Annotated in this window: 12 protein-coding genes; all 12 read right to left on the reverse strand. The window is 28.2% G+C overall.

Translation table 11 applies throughout. From position 1 onward, the window contains the following. Positions 1-110 precede the first annotated feature (110 nt). The 12 genes from murB to RYM86_RS10345 all read right to left on the reverse strand — a co-directional run bounded on the left by murB (position 111) and on the right by RYM86_RS10345 (position 17,725). Entirely contained in the window at positions 111-1,025 is a 915-nt protein-coding gene (gene murB / locus RYM86_RS10290) for a UDP-N-acetylmuramate dehydrogenase (RefSeq protein ID WP_315080225.1), read from the reverse strand. A 72-nt stretch (positions 1,026-1,097) separates the two neighbouring features. Beyond that, the gene (gene uvrC, locus RYM86_RS10295) at positions 1,098-2,972 is read right to left on the reverse strand and encodes an excinuclease ABC subunit UvrC (RefSeq protein ID WP_315080333.1); all 1,875 of its coding nucleotides are present in this window, start codon (positions 2,970-2,972) and stop codon (positions 1,098-1,100) included. A 245-nt stretch (positions 2,973-3,217) separates the two neighbouring features. Next, positions 3,218-4,696: a penicillin-binding transpeptidase domain-containing protein gene (locus RYM86_RS10300; protein WP_315080227.1), complete on the reverse strand. Its 1,479-nt coding sequence runs from the start codon at positions 4,694-4,696 to the stop codon at positions 3,218-3,220. A 2-nt stretch (positions 4,697-4,698) separates the two neighbouring features. Continuing rightward, complete coding sequence (locus RYM86_RS10305) at positions 4,699-5,889, reverse strand: FtsW/RodA/SpoVE family cell cycle protein (RefSeq protein ID WP_315080334.1); 1,191 nt, start codon at positions 5,887-5,889, stop codon at positions 4,699-4,701. A 51-nt stretch (positions 5,890-5,940) separates the two neighbouring features. After that, positions 5,941-6,384, reverse strand: coding sequence for an FHA domain-containing protein (locus tag RYM86_RS10310; RefSeq protein WP_315080228.1), 444 nt, complete (start codon positions 6,382-6,384; stop codon positions 5,941-5,943). Between the two features lie 384 nt (positions 6,385-6,768). After that, a complete protein-coding gene (gene uvrA / locus RYM86_RS10315; RefSeq protein ID WP_315080229.1) occupies positions 6,769-9,591 on the reverse strand; it encodes an excinuclease ABC subunit UvrA in 2,823 nt (940 codons plus the stop codon). Positions 9,592-9,595: 4 nt separating this feature from the next. After that, positions 9,596-11,569 (reverse strand): excinuclease ABC subunit UvrB, encoded by a 1,974-nt coding sequence (gene uvrB, locus RYM86_RS10320; protein ID WP_315080231.1) that lies wholly within the window; start codon positions 11,567-11,569, stop codon positions 9,596-9,598. Positions 11,570-12,253: 684 nt separating this feature from the next. Next, positions 12,254-13,543: a signal protein PDZ gene (locus RYM86_RS10325; protein ID WP_315080233.1), complete on the reverse strand. Its 1,290-nt coding sequence runs from the start codon at positions 13,541-13,543 to the stop codon at positions 12,254-12,256. Between the two features lie 10 nt (positions 13,544-13,553). Next, positions 13,554-14,813 (reverse strand): S41 family peptidase, encoded by a 1,260-nt coding sequence (locus RYM86_RS10330; RefSeq protein WP_315080234.1) that lies wholly within the window; start codon positions 14,811-14,813, stop codon positions 13,554-13,556. A gap of 376 nt (positions 14,814-15,189) precedes the next feature. Then, a complete protein-coding gene (gene ftsX / locus RYM86_RS10335; RefSeq protein ID WP_315080237.1) occupies positions 15,190-16,080 on the reverse strand; it encodes a permease-like cell division protein FtsX in 891 nt (296 codons plus the stop codon). After that, on the reverse strand, positions 16,070-16,756 hold the full coding sequence (gene ftsE, locus RYM86_RS10340) for a cell division ATP-binding protein FtsE (RefSeq protein WP_315080239.1): 687 nt from the start codon (positions 16,754-16,756) through the stop codon (positions 16,070-16,072). The genes ftsX and ftsE overlap by 11 nt, the downstream gene beginning before the upstream one ends. Positions 16,757-16,873: 117 nt before the next feature. Beyond that, positions 16,874-17,725, reverse strand: a complete 852-nt coding sequence (locus RYM86_RS10345; RefSeq protein WP_315080242.1) for a YitT family protein — start codon at positions 17,723-17,725, stop codon at positions 16,874-16,876. Between the last annotated feature and the right edge of the window lie 264 nt (positions 17,726-17,989).

Genomic DNA, 17,989 nt, shown 5'->3' on the forward strand with positions numbered 1-17,989 from the left:
CCCCCATTACGGACTTTCACCGATTAGTACGTGCCCATGCTGGGCACACAACAAAGAGCTCAAAAGCATTAACGCTTTTGAGCTCTTTATTTTTATAATATATTATATAATTAATCTTCACCTATTATTCTAACTTCTGGATATAAATCCACATTAAATTGTTTCTTTACTTCTTTCTGAACATATTCTATTAAGTCTAGAATATCTTTAGCAGTAGCATTTCCTTTATTTATTACAAATCCACAATGTTTACCTGATACAGCAGCTCCACCTAAAGTAAAACCTTTTAATCCTGCATCTTGAATTAACTTACCAGCAAAATGACCTTCTGGTCTTTTAAATGTGCTACCCGCAGATGGGAATTCTAAAGGTTGCTTTTCTTCTCTTTTATTTGTTAATTCAGATACTCTTCCTTCAATTTTATCTTTTTCTCCAGATTCAAGACAGAATGTTGCACTTATTACCACATAATTTTTTTTCATTATTGCTGATGTTCTATATCCTAACTCTAATTGATCTTTTGCTAGAGTTATTATCTTTCCATCTTCATTCATTACTTCTGCTTCTTTAATTACAAAAGAAATCTCTCCATCGTAAGCACCTGCATTCATAAATACTGCTCCGCCTACACTACCTGGAATTCCACATGCAAATTCAAATCCAGTTAATGATGCCTTTAAAGCTTGAGCTGATACATCTTTTAATAACGCACCACTTTCTGCTTTTATTGTATTTCCATCTCTAACTATATTATCAAATTCAGATAACTTTATAACAACGCCTCTTATTCCAGAATCTTTAACTAAAACATTAGACCCATTTCCTAGAACATAAAAAGGTATCTTATTTTCTTTACATAACTTTATTGTTTCTACTATTTGTTCTTTAGTATTTGGAGTTAAAAGTATATCTACCGGTCCCCCAACTCTAAAATTTATATGCTCACTCATTTTTGCATTTTCTTGCATTTGTGCATCTTTGTATAAATTGCTAAATAAAACTCTATAGTTTTTATTTTGATTCATGATAAAACTCCTCAAATACTTATATTGATTTTTTAAGTAAATATTATTATTTCCGTATTATTATAGCATAAATTACGAATTATGTTCATGTTTTTTAAAATAAGATATAATACTATCTGCAGCCTTATTATCTATGGATTCTGTAGATAATAAGTCTTCTAATTTAGCATTTTTTATATTCTCAACACTTCCAAATTTCATAAGTAATGCTCTTCTTCTTTTTGCACCAATATTAGGTATATCTTCTAATATTGAATGTAGTGTTCTCTTATCTCTTAAACTTCTATGATATGTTATTGCGAATCTATGAACTTCATCTTGTACTCTTCTTATAAATTGCATAAGGTTTGAACTTCTATTTATAATAATCTCTTCGTTATTATAAATAATCCCTCTAGTTGAATGGTGATCATCTTTAACTAATCCGCATACAGGTATTTGTATATCCAACTTATTTAATACCTCTTTAGCTACATTAACCTGACCTTTTCCACCATCCATCATAATTAGATCTGGAAAATTAGAAAACTTTCCATTTGAAAACTGAAGATTTCTCTCCTGTATTTCTTTTACTTCTTTTAATCCATGAGTAAATCTTCTTTCTAAAATTTCTCTCATGCTATCATATTCATTTCCATTTTTAACATTTTTTATACTAAATCTTCTGTAATCACTATTCTTGGCTTTTCCATTTTCAAAGACTATCATAGAACCAACTGAATCTACACCTTGTATATTAGATATATCAAAAGACTCTATCCTATTTGGTATATCATCTAAATTCAAAAGTTCCTTCAGTTCTTCTAAGCATCCTCGATTTATTTTCTTGTCCATTAATAGCTTTTCTTTAAATTGTTCTAAAGTAAGCTTTGCATTATTTTTTACTAATTCTAACATTTCTTTTTTACTTCCCTTTTTAGGTACTTTAACATTAACTTTAGAACCTCTTTTTATTTTTAAAAATTCTTCTAAAATTTCAGTATCTTGTTCTTTAGGGATATAAATATGTTTAGGTACTTTAGGCGTTCCCCCATAAAAAGAAATCATAAACTGAGATAGAATACTACTTTCCTCTTGATATGTACTATTTTCCAATATAAAATGTTCTCTGCCGGTAACTTTTCCATCTCTAAGAAAGAATACTTGAACACAACAATCTTTTTCATCTTTATACAAATTAATAAAATCTTCGTCTCCTTCTTGAGATTTAAAGATTTTTTGTTTTTCTATTATATTATTGATAGCTATTATTTTATCTCTCAATGAAGCTGCCTTTTCAAATTCTAAGTTTTGTGAAGCATTCTCCATATCTTTTTGAAGTTTATTCACTAAGTCTTTATTCTTTCCACTTAAAAGCTCCATTACTTCACTTATCATATTTCTATATTCTTTTTTAGATATGTATCCTGCACAAGGTGCATTGCATTTTTTTATATGATAATTTAAACATGGTCTAGTTGGATTACCACCTTCTGTTATAGCTTTCTTACATATTCTTATTGGAAATATTTTTTTTATTAAGTTCATAGTTTCATAAACAGAAGCTATATTAGTGTATGGTCCAAAATATTTATTACCATCTTTTGCATATTTTCTAGTAATAAAAATTTTAGGAAACTCCTCGTTTATAGTAACTTTTATAAATGGGTAAAACTTATCATCCTTTAAAAGTATGTTATATCTTGGACTATATTTCTTAATTAGATTACATTCTAATATTAATGCTTCCATTTCTGAGTCAGTGATTATATATTCAAATTCTGCAATATTTTTTACCATAGCTTTTACTTTTTCAGAATGATTCTTTGAGTTTTGAAAGTATTGCCTTACTCTGTTTTTAAGTATTTTTGCTTTTCCAACATAAATAACTTCACCAAGAGAATTTTTCATTAAATATACCCCTGGTTTATCTGGTAAAATTTTAAGTTGATTTTTAAAGTCAAATATTATCATCACCTCCGCAAATTATATTTTTCTGTATTCTAATAATGTTGATATTATAATATACTATCGATATTACAATATCAACATTTAGTTAACGCTATGTCTAAGATAGTGTTACATTATACACACCATCTAGACATAGCGTTAGTTAAATATATTGAATTTTTTCCTATTTTAATAGAATAAACATTTCAGTATTAATCCCATTTATAAATCAATTAACTTAAAATAGAACTTATTTTTAAATTTTAATTTGATAATGCAGATTGTATAACTTCACCTGCAACCTGAGCTGCGACTCCTGATCCATATCCACCATTTTCAACAATAACAGCTATTGCAACTTTAGGATTATTCTCTGGTGCAAAACCTATAAACCATGAATGTGGTTTAGCATCTTCACCATTTGGTAACTGATAATCTGCTGTTCCTGTTTTACCACAAGTTTCTGTACCTCTAAATATACTCCAAGTACCATTTATTTTAGAATCAACTAAATTCTTCATGTAATCCGTTATTATAGCAGCTTCATTTGCATCCATAACTTGTTTTAATTTTTCAGGATTTACTGTTTTTACTGTATTTCCATCTTTATCAATAACTTTATTAACTAATTTAGGTTTCATCATAACTCCATCATTAGCTATTGTGCTAGATACTAAAGCCATTTGCATAGGTGTAGATAATATACTACTTTGACCTATTCCTGTTTGTGCTATACTTCCAACTTCATAACTTTTAAGTGTTGGAAATTGACTTTTTTGTATTGTAAATCCATCAGCTTCTATAGAATTATTAAATCCAAATTTTTCTGCTGTAGATTTTAATTTATCATTGCCTAATTCCATTGCTAAACCACCAAAGACAACGTTACTTGACACTCTAAATGCATTCTTTAAATCCAAACTTCCATAAGCTGCTCCACCTGCATTGCTTAATGAATGATTCTCATTAAATACAAGCTTACCATCATCTTGGAATTGTCTATTAGTTATTCCTGCGATGTTTTCTAAAGCACTTGTAAGAGTTACAGCTTTAAATGTTGAACCTGGTGGATATAATCCTCCTGTTGCTCTATTTATAAGTGGACTATCATCCGCACTTCCCTCATTAGCTGCTTTCATTGCTTCCTCTAAATTGTTTGGATCATATGTTGGCTTTGATACCATTGCAAGAACTTCTCCTGTTTTAGGGTCTAATGCAACTACTGCACCTTTATTATCTCCAAGAGCATCATAAGCAACTTGTTGAATATTTGTATTTAAAGTAGTTATTATACTATTACCTATTTTATTTTCTTCTTCTTTTCTATTTTTTAATGCTTCTTTTAAATTTTCCATTGAAAAATCTTTAGTTAAGTTTAAAAATGTATTACTAATAGAGCTATACTCTGATAATTCTTTATCATATGCTGCTTCTAGACCTGTAGCTCTATATATTGGATCTACGTATCCTAAAGCATGAGTATATAAATCACCATATATGTATTCTCTTTTTTGAGTAAGAGCATTCTTCTTTTCACTTTTAGTTAAAGCATTTTCATTTCTATCATATATAGTTCCTCTAAGTACTTCATTTCTTCTTGCACTTAATCTTTTATTTCCTTGTTGTTCCGCTATTTTCGGAGCATTAAAAACTTGAAAATATGCTATATACGAAATAAGGGCTACGAAACAAAATAGAAAAACTATCATTACTTTTTTTATACTATCTGAAATATCCTTCATAGTTAGTCCTCCTCTGATATTTTTTGCAATATTGAAAGCGCAAAAAACATGGTTATAACTGAAGAACCACCATAACTAATAAGTGGCAAAGTTATACCTGTTAGTGGTATTACTGCAAAAACTCCACCTATGATAACTAATACTTGGCAAGCTATCATAGCACTAAAACCAACCGCAGTTAATTGAGAAAATCTATCTTTTATAAAAACAGCACTTCTCATTCCTCTATAGAAGATTAAGAAATATATTATCATGATCCCAAGACCTATTATTATTCCAAGTTCTTCACAAATTACTGCAAAAATAAAGTCTGATGTATTTATAGGAATAAATCCTGGATATCCTTGACCAAGGCCACTACCAAACAATCCTCCTGATGCTATAGCATACATTCCTTCAACTATTTGATATCCTAGACCACTTGGATCACTCCAAGGATCCCTCCATATTAAAACTCTTTGTCTTACATGACCAAATAATTGATATGCTACAAATGAACCAGCTAAAAATAATGCAAGACTTATGGCTACGTATTTCTTTTTACCTGTTCCAACATAAAGCATAGTTATTGATATTCCAAAGAATATTAGAGCAGATCCTAAGTCCTTTTGAAGTACCATACACCCTAACGAAAACATAACTACCAAAGCAGGTTCCCAAAGTTGTTTAAAATCCTCTTTTATGTTATTTTTATCTTCATATTTTCGAATAGCAGATGCAATATATAAAACAAATGCTATCTTACCAAATTCTGATGGCTGAAATCCAGTACCTGCAATCATAATCCAGTTTTTAGAACCATTAATTTCTGTTCCAAATATTAATGCTAATGGCATTAATATTAATGTCAAAATTAAAAATAAACTTTTATACTTGCCTAATTCCCTTATATCAGGTATTGAAAGTACTATAAACATATATATTACAATCCCTGCTATAACCCATATTAATTGTTTTATAGCCACTGTAGCATCTAATCTATATAAAACAGCAATACCTATAACTGATAATATACATGAAAATATAAATAAAAACTTATCTCCATTAGGATAAAACTTATTCATTAGAATCTTAGCTACTGTTATTAACACACATATTATTGCGCCCATATATATGGCACCCTTATCTATAGGATCTTTTAAAATTGCTAAATTCACAAAAAGAGCCATGCATAATATATAAGTTAATATCATTAACTTAGTATCACCTTTTCGTCTCACTATCTCACCTCATCCGCTAAGTCTCTAGCTTAGAACCTTAAATGTAGAAGTACCTATTCTTATTTCATCTTTGTTAGATAACTTTTGTTTACCTTTTATTTTATTTCCATTAACATAAGTTCCATTTGTACTATTTAAATCTTCGATAAACAATCCAGTATTTCTTACAAATACTCTCGCATGATTACCTGAAACATGCTGATCTGAAAGAGAAATAGAATTTTCTTCTTTTCTTCCAATAGTCAAATCGTTTCTTATTGGAATTACCGAACCTTCTTTTAAATCACTAGACTCTCCTGGTTTTAATATCTCTAAACCAAAATTACCTCTAGAATTAGCAGGTCTTCTTCTTCTTCCTCCACCTTTTATATCTTTATACATTATCTTCAATGCATAATAAATTATAAAATATAAAACCACAATGAAAATTGCTGCAAATATTCCTGCGGATATTTTTGAAAAATCCATAACTTCACCTCAATACATATTTACTACATCATAATAATGATTATACAACAAAAAGAGTAATTATGACATTATAAACGTATCATTTTGCCCCTATCAGCAAAACACCTTGTGTTATAATATCTTTAATATTTTTATAATTATCAATTTATTTTCACATTATATTTTTAAATCATATTAACATTGTAAAATTTATCGTATATAAATGTCTATATTATAAACGCTCTCCCATGATATCTTAATAAAAAATTAATAAGTTAAAACCAAAGTAACTAATTTTCAAGAATAATTTACCAAAATATATTCTTAAAGAAAATAATTTCTTACAAATAATTCATATAAAATACTCCTTATTTTAATCTTATACACAATTTTATTTTATAATGATTACAATAATTTCTTTAAATACTTACCTGTATATGATTTATCACACTTACTTATTTGCTCTGGAGTTCCTGTTTTTACAATAGTTCCTCCTTTATCTCCACCCTCTGGACCTAAATCTATTAGATAATCAGCACACTTTATCATATCTATATTATGTTCAATAACAACAACTGTATTGCCTGTATCAACTAATCTTTGTAATATTTCTATAAGTCTATTAACATCATCTATGTGTAAACCTGTTGTTGGTTCATCTAAAATATATAATGTCTTTCCTGTGCTTCTCTTTGAAAGTTCTGATGCAAGTTTAATCCTTTGAGCTTCTCCACCTGATAATTGAGTAGATGGTTGACCTAATCTAATATATCCTAATCCAACATCATTTAATGTTTTTAATTTATTCTTTATTCTTGGTATATTTTCAAAGAACTCTAATGCTTCCTCTACAGTCATATTTAAAACATCATCTATATTTTTACCTTTATATTTTACCTCTAAAGTTTCTCTATTATATCTTTTTCCTTTACATACTTCACAAGGTACATAAACATCTGATAAAAACTGCATTTCAATTTTTATTATTCCATCACCAGAACACGCCTCACATCTTCCACCTTTAACATTAAAACTAAATCTACCTTGCTTATAACCTCTCATTTTAGATTCATTAGTTTGAGAAAATAATTCTCTTATTACATCAAAAGTTCCTGTATAAGTTGCAGGATTTGATCTTGGAGTTCTTCCTATTGGGCTTTGATCTATATCTATGATTTTATCTATATTTTCATAACCTAATATCTCTTTGTGGTTTCCTATTGGATTTTTACTTTTATTTATTAATCTATTTAATCCTTTATATAATATTTCATTAACAAATGTACTTTTTCCTGATCCTGAAACTCCAGTTACTATTGTTAAAGTCTCTAACGGAATTGATGCAGTTATATTCTTTAAATTATTTTCCTTTGCACCTATTACCTTTATTTCCTTTCCATTTCCTTTTCTTCTTTCCTTAGGAACTTCAACATATTTTTCACCTCTTAAATATTGACCTGTTAATGATTCTTTACATGATTTAATTTCATCTACAGTTCCTACTGCAACGACTTCTCCACCATGTTCTCCTGCTCTTGGTCCAATATCAACAATACAGTCAGCCTCCATTATTGTATCTTCATCATGTTCAACTACAATAACTGTATTTCCTACATCTCTTAAATTTTTTAAAGTACTTATAAGTCTATCATTATCTCTTTGATGCAGACCTATACTTGGTTCATCTAATATATATAAAACTCCCATAAGTGATGATCCAATTTGTGTTGCTAATCTTATTCTTTGAGATTCTCCACCTGATAAAGTACCAGATTTTCTTGATAAATTTAAATAATCTAATCCTACATCAAGTAAAAACTGAAGTCTATTTCTAATTTCTTTTACTACCTGCTCGCTTATTATTTTGTTTTTAGTTGAAAATTCTAAACTATTTAAAAATTCTAGCTCTTCATTTATTGGCATTGTAGTAAATTCATATATATTTTTTTCACCTACCTTAACAGATAAGGCTTCTTTCTTCAACCTTGCTCCTTTACATTTAGGACAATAACTATCACTCATGTATTGTTCTATTTCATTCTTTATGTAATCTGAGTTAGTTTCTCTGTATCTTCTTTTTAAAGAATTTATCTCTCCATCATAAGAATAATTATAGGTAGCTTTTACTCCTTCTTTTACATAATCAACTTTAATTCTTTTTCCCTCTGTACCATATAATAATAAATTTACTTCTTCTTTACTTAAATCTTTTATCTGTACATTAAGTCGTAAATCATATTCTCTTTCCAACGCTTTTAATATTGCAAATGTCCAAGATTCTTCTTTTAGTCTTCCCGCTCCCCAACTTGCTATTGCACCATCCATGATGCTTAATTCTTTATTAGGTATGACTAAATTTTCATCAAATTCAAACAAAGTTCCTAAACCATCACAACAATCACATTTTCCAAAAGGTGAGTTAAAAGAAAATAGTCTTGGGGCTAATTCATCTATACTAACACTACAATCCGGACAGGCAAAATTTTCACTAAATAATATATCTTCTTTTCCCACTATGTTAGCTATAACTAAACCATCCGCAAGCTTTAATGCCATTTCTATAGAATCAGTAATCCTTTTTTCAATTTCTTCTTTTATTACTATTCTATCTATAATAGCTTCAATATTATGCTTTTTATTTTTATCTAATTTAACCTCTTCTTCAGTTAAATCATACATTTCTCCATCAATTCTAGCTCTTATAAAACCATTCTTCTTAATATTTTCTAATATCTTTTCATGAGTTCCTTTTCTTCCACGAACTATTGGAGCTAAAATTTGAACCTTAGTTTTATCCCCATAAGATATTATTTTATCCACTATTTGATCCACAGATTGTTTAGAAATTTCCTTGCCGCACTTAGGACAATGTGGAATACCTACTCTTGCATATAGTAATCTTAAATAATCATATATTTCTGTTATAGTTCCAACAGTAGATCTTGGATTTTTACTAGTAGTTTTTTGATCTATTGATATAGCTGGGGATAATCCTTCTATATATTCAACATCTGGCTTATCCATCTGTCCTAAAAATTGTCTAGCATAAGAAGATAATGATTCAACATATCTTCTTTGTCCCTCTGCATATAATGTATCAAAAGCTAAAGAGGATTTTCCTGAGCCTGATAATCCTGTAAATACTATTAATTTATCTCTTGGTATTTCTAAACTTACATTTTTTAAATTATTAACTTTTGCACCTTTAATTACTATCTTATCATTCATCTTATCACTCTTTTCCTTTCAATTCTTCTATCTTATCTCTTAACTGTGCAGCTCTTTCAAATTGAAGATTTTTAGCTGCAAGCTTCATTTCATCTGTATATTCTTTTCTAAGTTTCTTTATTTCTTTCTTAGTTAAAGATTTTGTTTCTTGAGTACCATATTCTGTTGATTCTTCTGCTACTTTAGTAGCCTCTATTACATCTCTAACTTCTTTGTTAATTGTTTGTGGAGTTATGCCACGTTCTTCATTATACTGTGTTTGTATTTTTCTTCTTCTCTCAGTTTCACTAATAGCCTTTTTCATTGATTTTGTAATATTGTCTGCATACATTATTACTTTACTTTCTGAATTTCTAGCTGCTCTTCCTATTGTTTGAATTAAAGAAGTTTCAGATCTTAAAAACCCTTCTTTATCTGCATCTAATATAGCAACTAAAGCAACTTCTGGTATATCTAAGCCCTCTCTTAAAAGGTTTATCCCAACCAAAACATCATATTCACCAAGTCTTAAGTCTCTAATAATTTTCATTCTTTCAATAGTGTCAATATCAGAATGCATATAAGTAGCTTTTACACCTAATTCAACCATATATTTAGTTAAATCTTCTGCCATTCTTTTAGTTAGCGTTGTAATTAATATTCTATATCCTCTTGATATTGTTTCCTGAATTTCTGTATATAAATCATCAATTTGACCTTTTACTGGTTTTATAACAATTTTAGGATCTAATAATCCTGTTGGTCTTATAACTTGCTCTGCTATAGATTGTGAATGATCCAACTCATATTGTGCTGGTGTTGCACTAACAAACATGACTTGATTTATCTTTTTTTCAAATTCTTCAAACTTTAATGGTCTATTATCATAAGCACATGGCAATCTAAATCCATAATCAACCAATGTATTTTTTCTTGATCTATCTCCAGCATACATTGCTCTTACTTGTGGTAATGTAACATGGCTTTCGTCTATAAATAATAAGAAATCTTCTGGAAAATAATCTATTAATGTTTTTGGTGGTGTCCCTGGTGCTCTTCTATCTAGAATCCTCGAATAGTTCTCTATTCCACTGCAATATCCCATTTCTCTTATCATTTCTATATCAAAATTTGTTCTTTGTCTTAATCTTTGAGCTTCTAATAACTTTTCTTGTGAATTTAATTCTCTAAGTCTATCTTCTAACTCATTTTCTATTTCACCTAGCGATCTATCTAAAGTTTCTTTCGAAGTTGCAAAGTGAGATGCTGGGAAAATTGAGACATGATTTCTTTCCCCTATTATTGTTCCTGTTAATACATCAAATTCTCTTATCCTATCAATTTCATCACCAAAGAACTCTATTCTTATTCCTTTACTAGAAGTTGATGATGGAATAATATCTAATAAATCACCTCTTACTCTAAATGTTCCTCTTGAAAAATCTATATCATTTCTCTCATATTGAATTTCTATAAGTTTTTTTATTATCTCATCTCTTTCTTTTTGCATACCTTTTCTTAAACTTATAGTTAATTTTTTATATTCGTCAGGATTACCAAGACCATATATACAAGAAACTGATGCTACTATAATTACATCCCTTCTTTCAAAGAGTGCTGATGTAGCTGAATGCCTAAGCTTATCTATCTCATCATTTATAGATGCATCTTTTTCAATAAAAGTATCAGTTTGTGGTACATATGCTTCTGGCTGATAGTAGTCATAATAAGATACAAAATATTCAACTATATTTTCTGGAAAAAACTCTTTAAATTCAGAACATAATTGAGCTGCAAGAGTCTTGTTATGAGCCAAAATTAGAGTTGGTCTTTGTAAATTTTCTATTATATTAGCCATAGTAAATGTCTTACCAGATCCAGTTACTCCAAGCAAAGTTTGAAATTCATTACCTTCTTTTATTGATTTTAATATTGTCTCAATAGCTTGTGGTTGGTCTCCTGTAGGTTTAAATTTTGAATGTATTTTAAATTCTCCCATAATATAACACCTCTTTTTTGCGAACAAACATTCGTATATACTTTATTATATTTTACTTTTCATTATAACCTAAGTCAATATAAACTCATTCAATAATCCATCGATAAATGTAATTAAATGTGGCTTAGTAACATTTTAATTAATAATTAAAAGTATCTTCGATATATTAGTTTTTTCAACCTTTGAAGATTTTATAAATTAATATTTAAAGCAAAGTGGTTACGCCACACTTTTTTAATTGAAAGTGGAAAGATGAGAGCTGAAAGTTTTGGTTGAAAATCTTATGAACTTTCTAAAAATGTATATTTTAAAATTCCACAATGGAATTTATTCATTTACTTTCAATTTTCAAAGATTTTATAAATTATAAGAAAAACAAAAGCCAGTAAATTCAACGAGAATTACTGGCGTTATATTATATAGTTGCTATTTTACGTTAATGTTGATATTTTAGTGTAATTGCTATCTGACATTGGAATTTGCTTTTTAGAACTCTTAAGTGAGAGTCAAAAAGTAAGTACCCAAATTTTATATTTGGCTACACGAACTTTCACACAGTACAATGTTTCATTGGGAACATGCATTAATTAGACTAAGCTTTATTTTTAGAGTTCTTAAAGTAAATTCCTCAGTCCAGTGAGCTTTACACTAAAATATCAACTGTTTTCAACTTATAAAATAAAACTACTGATGTTTTTCTTTTGCATTATTTAATATATTCGAAAATTTGTTTTCTTTTATACATATTTTATCTTGTTCTTTTATTGTTCTTGGAACTAAAAGCATCCCAAGTCTCTTACCTTTACTAGTTTTAACTGGTATTTCTTTTATTATTCCACTTAAATCTTTAATTTTAAAAGTAACATTATAAAAATTTTCTTTTAAAATAATAAGTACATCTGCTTCAGAATTTACAACACCATTATTTACTGATATTAACTTATTTCCTGGTTTTATTCCTAAATTATACGCTATACCTCTAGGAACAACTTCTAATACAACTAGTCCTTCTTCATCGCTAATGAATTTAGGCTCTTGTTTATTTTCGTTATCTCTTTGAATTTTTAACATCATTTCATGTGCAAATGGAGCAAATATTATTACTACTATTTCAAAAACAAGTCCAAATCTTGCAATTTGAGCTATTAAAGTTAAACATATTCCATAAAACAATATAGAAAGTCCTGAATGTACAGCTTTTTCTTTCTTACTTTTTGTAAACGTAATTGATGAATAACCTATTACAGCATAAAGTGGCATTATTGATATTGTGCTTAATGCTAATAAATTATTTGTTAAATTTCCACTTATAAATGGCCATCCTTTAGGTGTTAATATAGTAGTTGTTATGTAATTGCTTGTATCATTATTAGATAACGCTAATATTAATATTGCTATAGATAAAACCCAATATCTATTAAGAGAAAATCCACCTATTATCTTTCCATTTTTGTTACTAAAGATAGGAATAGAACCCCTATCTCCATCTATCATAACTAAAAAACCTTCAACAATATGTAATACACCTATAAATGTCATAAGATATACTATATCAATATTGAAAATTGTAGTGCTCTTTAATGAAGGAAATACATTTGATAATAGACTAATTACTATACTTATAGCTCCTAATACAGCTCCTGAATAAGAAAAACATATAAATCTTGGTTTTACGAACATTAAAATTATTGAAATCATAAATAAATATATTATACCTGAATTTTCCCAAAATCTTATTCCTAATATGCTAAGTATAATGCTGCCTATTGCACCTGCTACTACTCCTAATGCAATTTGTGATAAAGTTAGTTCTAGGGGAGTATTTATATTATCCCCTAGAATTAATCTTTGCATCATAACCAAATTTCTATTTTTAAAATATAATATTATCCCTAAAAAAAATAGTACAATCATCAATCCTGGATTTACTATTGCACCAGCGACCCCTCTTAATGTATAAAATGCTAATTCCATATTAATCCCCCTAATTAAGCTTTTCAGTTATAAGCTGTAAAGCTTTATTAAATTGTGGATCTATATCTCTAGTATATGTTTCTTTGAATAAATCTTTAGGTATCTCCACATCATAATCAGGCGCTATGCCCTTTTTATGAATATTTTCTCCATTAGGGGTATAATATTTTGAAACTGTTACTTTAAGTCCACCTATATCATTTGAAAACCTAATAGGTTGTTGAACTATTCCTTTTCCAAATGTAGTTGTTCCAACAATTGTTGCTACTTTATAATCTCTTAACGCTCCTGTAACAACCTCTGAAGCACTAGCACTTCCTCCATCAACAAGTAATACTAACGGAAATCCTTCTGCTATTCCTCCAATAGATGGTGATTCAGCTTTATTATTATATTTATCAATAGTATATGTTATTATTTTTCCATCTGGTATAAATTGAGATGCTACTCCAACAGCTTGTGAAAGTAATCCACCTGGATTTCCTCTTAAGTCTAATATTAATCCTTTCATCCCAGAGTTCTTTAATTCATTTATCTTGTTTTTAAAATCATCTGTAATATTTTCATCCATAAAAGATGTTAATTGTATATAACCAATAGACGAATCAATCATTTCACCTTTTATTGATTCAACTTTTATAACATCTCTTGTTACATTTACATCAAATGGACTGTTTTCACCTCTAGCAATAGTTAATTTTACTTCTGCTTTTTCTTTTCCACTAATCATAGATATTGCTTTATCAAGTTCTGTTCCATCCAATTCAACATCATTTACTTTTTGTATTACATCACCAGATTGTAATCCTGCTGAAGCTGCTGGTGAACCTTCAATAGGAGCTATTATTGTTATTTTATCATTCTTTACTCCAACTTGAACTCCTATCCCCATAAAACTACCAGTAGTTTGTTCCATAAACTTGCTGAATTCTTCTTTATTCATAAATACTGTGTATGGATCTTCTAATGATGCAGCCATACCTTTAATAGCACCCTCCAGCAATGTATTATCATCTATTTCACCATCAAATTTTGATATTAAAGCTTCCCTAACTTGAAATAGTGCTGAATATTTATCCACATCTTTTATTTGTTTTAATTCACTTGAAACCTTTGGTGAAGATGTAGTTAATAATACACCTTTAGTTGCTAAATAATTTCCTACAAATATGCATCCTGTTCCAATTACTAGTAACATAGCAGTACTTATGATTATTCGCCACGTCTTACTTATTCTAGACTTTTCTTCGCCTCTTCTTAAATCACTCACCGTTCTAGACTTCCTTTCGTATTCTGTGTTATAAAAATATTTCTAATATTTATATGTATTTTTTCTCGCTCTTAAAAAATTGTTAAATTTTAACTATTATCTAAAACTTAGAAATCGTTATCCAATAGTGTACAACCATTATATGCTAAATTAGATACCTACTCTATTATTTATATAATTACTTGGTCTTATAACTATAATATAAAACATTTAAAAAAAATAATAAACCATTACTCTTTAATATATTTTACTTATTTATATTATTAGAATAAATAAAGTATTAATACTATATTTATTCTAATAATTAAAAATATCTAAAGAATATTTGGTCCATTATTTTTATTTATAAGTTAATTTTATTCTTATTTATAGGAAATTATACTATTAAGAATTTTCTTAAAGCTGATGCACTGGCTATTCCACCAACTAAAATTCCACCAATTACAAATTCTAATAACACTACTTTTAAAATATATATAGGAGGAACAAGAGTGACAAACATCATCATTGATGCTATCCAACTAAATACTCCTTTATAAGCAAAGAATAACACTATGCATGATAATGTAGATCCTAAAACTCCAATTACCATACCTTCTATTATAAAAGGCCATCTTATAAACCAATCAGTGGCTCCTACAAACTTCATTATTCCAACTTCTCTTCTTCTTGAATAAACTGTTAATTTAGTTGTATTCATTATTAAGAAAATAGATACTCCAACTAAAACTATAAATAATGCTCCGCCAACTACATTTATACCTTTTACAAGTTTTACGATTCCATCAACAACCTTTTTCTGATTGTCTATCTTTTCAACTCCTGTAAATCCATCTAAAGCTTGGCTTATATTTTCTGCATATTCAGGCGATTCTAATTTTACAGTAAATGAAGCTGGGAATGGATTATGTTCTAAAGTATAACCTTGTAATAATCCTTCATTTTCACTTGTTGTTTCTTGAACTGTTTTATATGCCTCTTCTTTTGATTGATGTACAACGTCCTTAACACCTTCTAGTTCTCTTAATTTTAATTCTATTTCTCTTTGATCAATAAGTTTTATATCATCTTTAAGAAATACTTTAAGATCAACTTTATCTTGAACACTACTAATAGCTTGATTTACATTACCTGCTAATAGTATAAATATTCCTAAAACAAAGAAGGTTATAAGTACTGTAAGTATTGAGGCAAAACTTATAGTTCTATTTCTTTTTAAACTAGTAAATGCATCTTTTATAAAATATGTAAATGTATTAATTCTCATCTTCGTACTTACCTCTCTTTTCGTCTCTTACTATTTCGCCTCTATCAATTGCTATAACTCTCTTTTTCATATAGTCAACTATTTCCTTTGCATGGGTGGCCATTAAAACAGTTGTTCCTGATTTATTTATATCATCTAATAATTCCATTATTTCTCTAGCTGTTTCTGGATCTAAGTTTCCTGTTGGTTCATCAGCTATTAAAACAGATGGATTATTTACTAATGCTCTTGCAAGCGAAACTCTTTGTTGTTCTCCACCAGATAATTCATTAGGGAACATTTTGTATTTATGGGATAAACCTACTAATGATAACACCATAGGTACTCTTCTTCTTACTTCTCTCGGTGATGCTTCTACCACTCTCATAGCAAATGCAACATTTTCATATACATTTAAATTAGGTATAAGTCTGAAATCTTGGAATACCATACCTATTTTTCTTCTATAGTACGGTATTTGTTTTCTACTTATAACTGATAAATCTTTATTTCCTATTATTATTTTACCATTAGTCGGTTCTACTTCTTTTAATATCATCTTAATAAATGTTGACTTTCCAGATCCACTTGGTCCTACCAAGAAAACGAATTCGCCCGAATTTATTTCTATATTTACATCACTTAACGCTTTTACATTATTATCATAAATTTTTGATATATTTTTAAACTCAATCATATTAACTCTCCTTTGGATGAAATTATACAATTTCTCTGTAAAACTTACAAAATAATTATATCATAGAAGAGTTTTTAATGTTATACAAATTTCTTAAATATGCAAATTCTATTCTATTTAATCCTTTTGAATATCTTTAAATCCTTCTCCTAAGACTTCATGCACTTCTCCAACTGTTATAAATGCTTTTGTATCTATTTCTTGTATAAATCTTTTTAATTTTATAAACTGATTTCTACTTAATACAGCATACAAAACTGTTGAATCATTGCCAGTGAAACCACCTGTTCCTTTTAAAAAAGTACATCCTCTACCTAATACATCCATTATATATTTGCTAATTTCATCATTTTTTTGACTAATAATTATCACTTGTTTGCATATATTAAATCCTTCGATAAAGTTATCTACAAGTATTCCTAATATTATTACACTAAGCATAGAATATAAACCTATGTCTATTCCAAATACTAAAGCTGCTGCAAATGTAATAATAAAATCTACTATTAGTAATGATTTACCTATATCTAAATTAAAAAATTTATTCAATATTTTAGCTAATATATCAGTTCCTCCAGTAGATGAGTTTTGATTAAAAACTAATGCCATACCAAAAGCTGCTATTATAGTTCCAAAAATTGTTGCTATTATAAGATCCTTTGTTATAGCAACTGGATTAAAGAATTTTTCTACAATCAACATTATTATTGACAATCCTAAGCTTGCATATATTGTTTTAACCCCAAAATCACCATTTATAAATATAAATGATAAAATTAATAATATAACATTTAATATAAAAGTTATAGCTCCAACTGAAATATTAGGTGCAAATTCATTTATTATAATACCTATTCCAGTTATTCCGCCACCAGCAAGGTTATTAGGTATAAAAAAATACTCATTTCCTAGTGCAACTAGTATTATGCCTATTGTCATTATGCCATACTCTTTTATGAAACTTCTCATAATCATTCCCCCTATTTATAAATCTATATCTATATTTCCACAGTTGCCTTTTATTATTCAAAATATGTAATAAACACTATATATTTTCCCATTATTTTTTTACAATATCAATATCATTTTATTAAATATTTAATACTTAACTAAAATAATAAAAATCACTATTATACGCTTTGTTCGTTGAAAATAGAACTATAATAATTGAGAGTTTGAGTTAAAAGCTTAACTTTTATAAAAACATATATTTTAAACTTATATAACAGAATT

The sequence above is a fragment of the uncultured Clostridium sp. genome (assembly GCF_963527835.1).
GTDB lineage: Bacteria > Bacillota > Clostridia > Clostridiales > Clostridiaceae > Clostridium.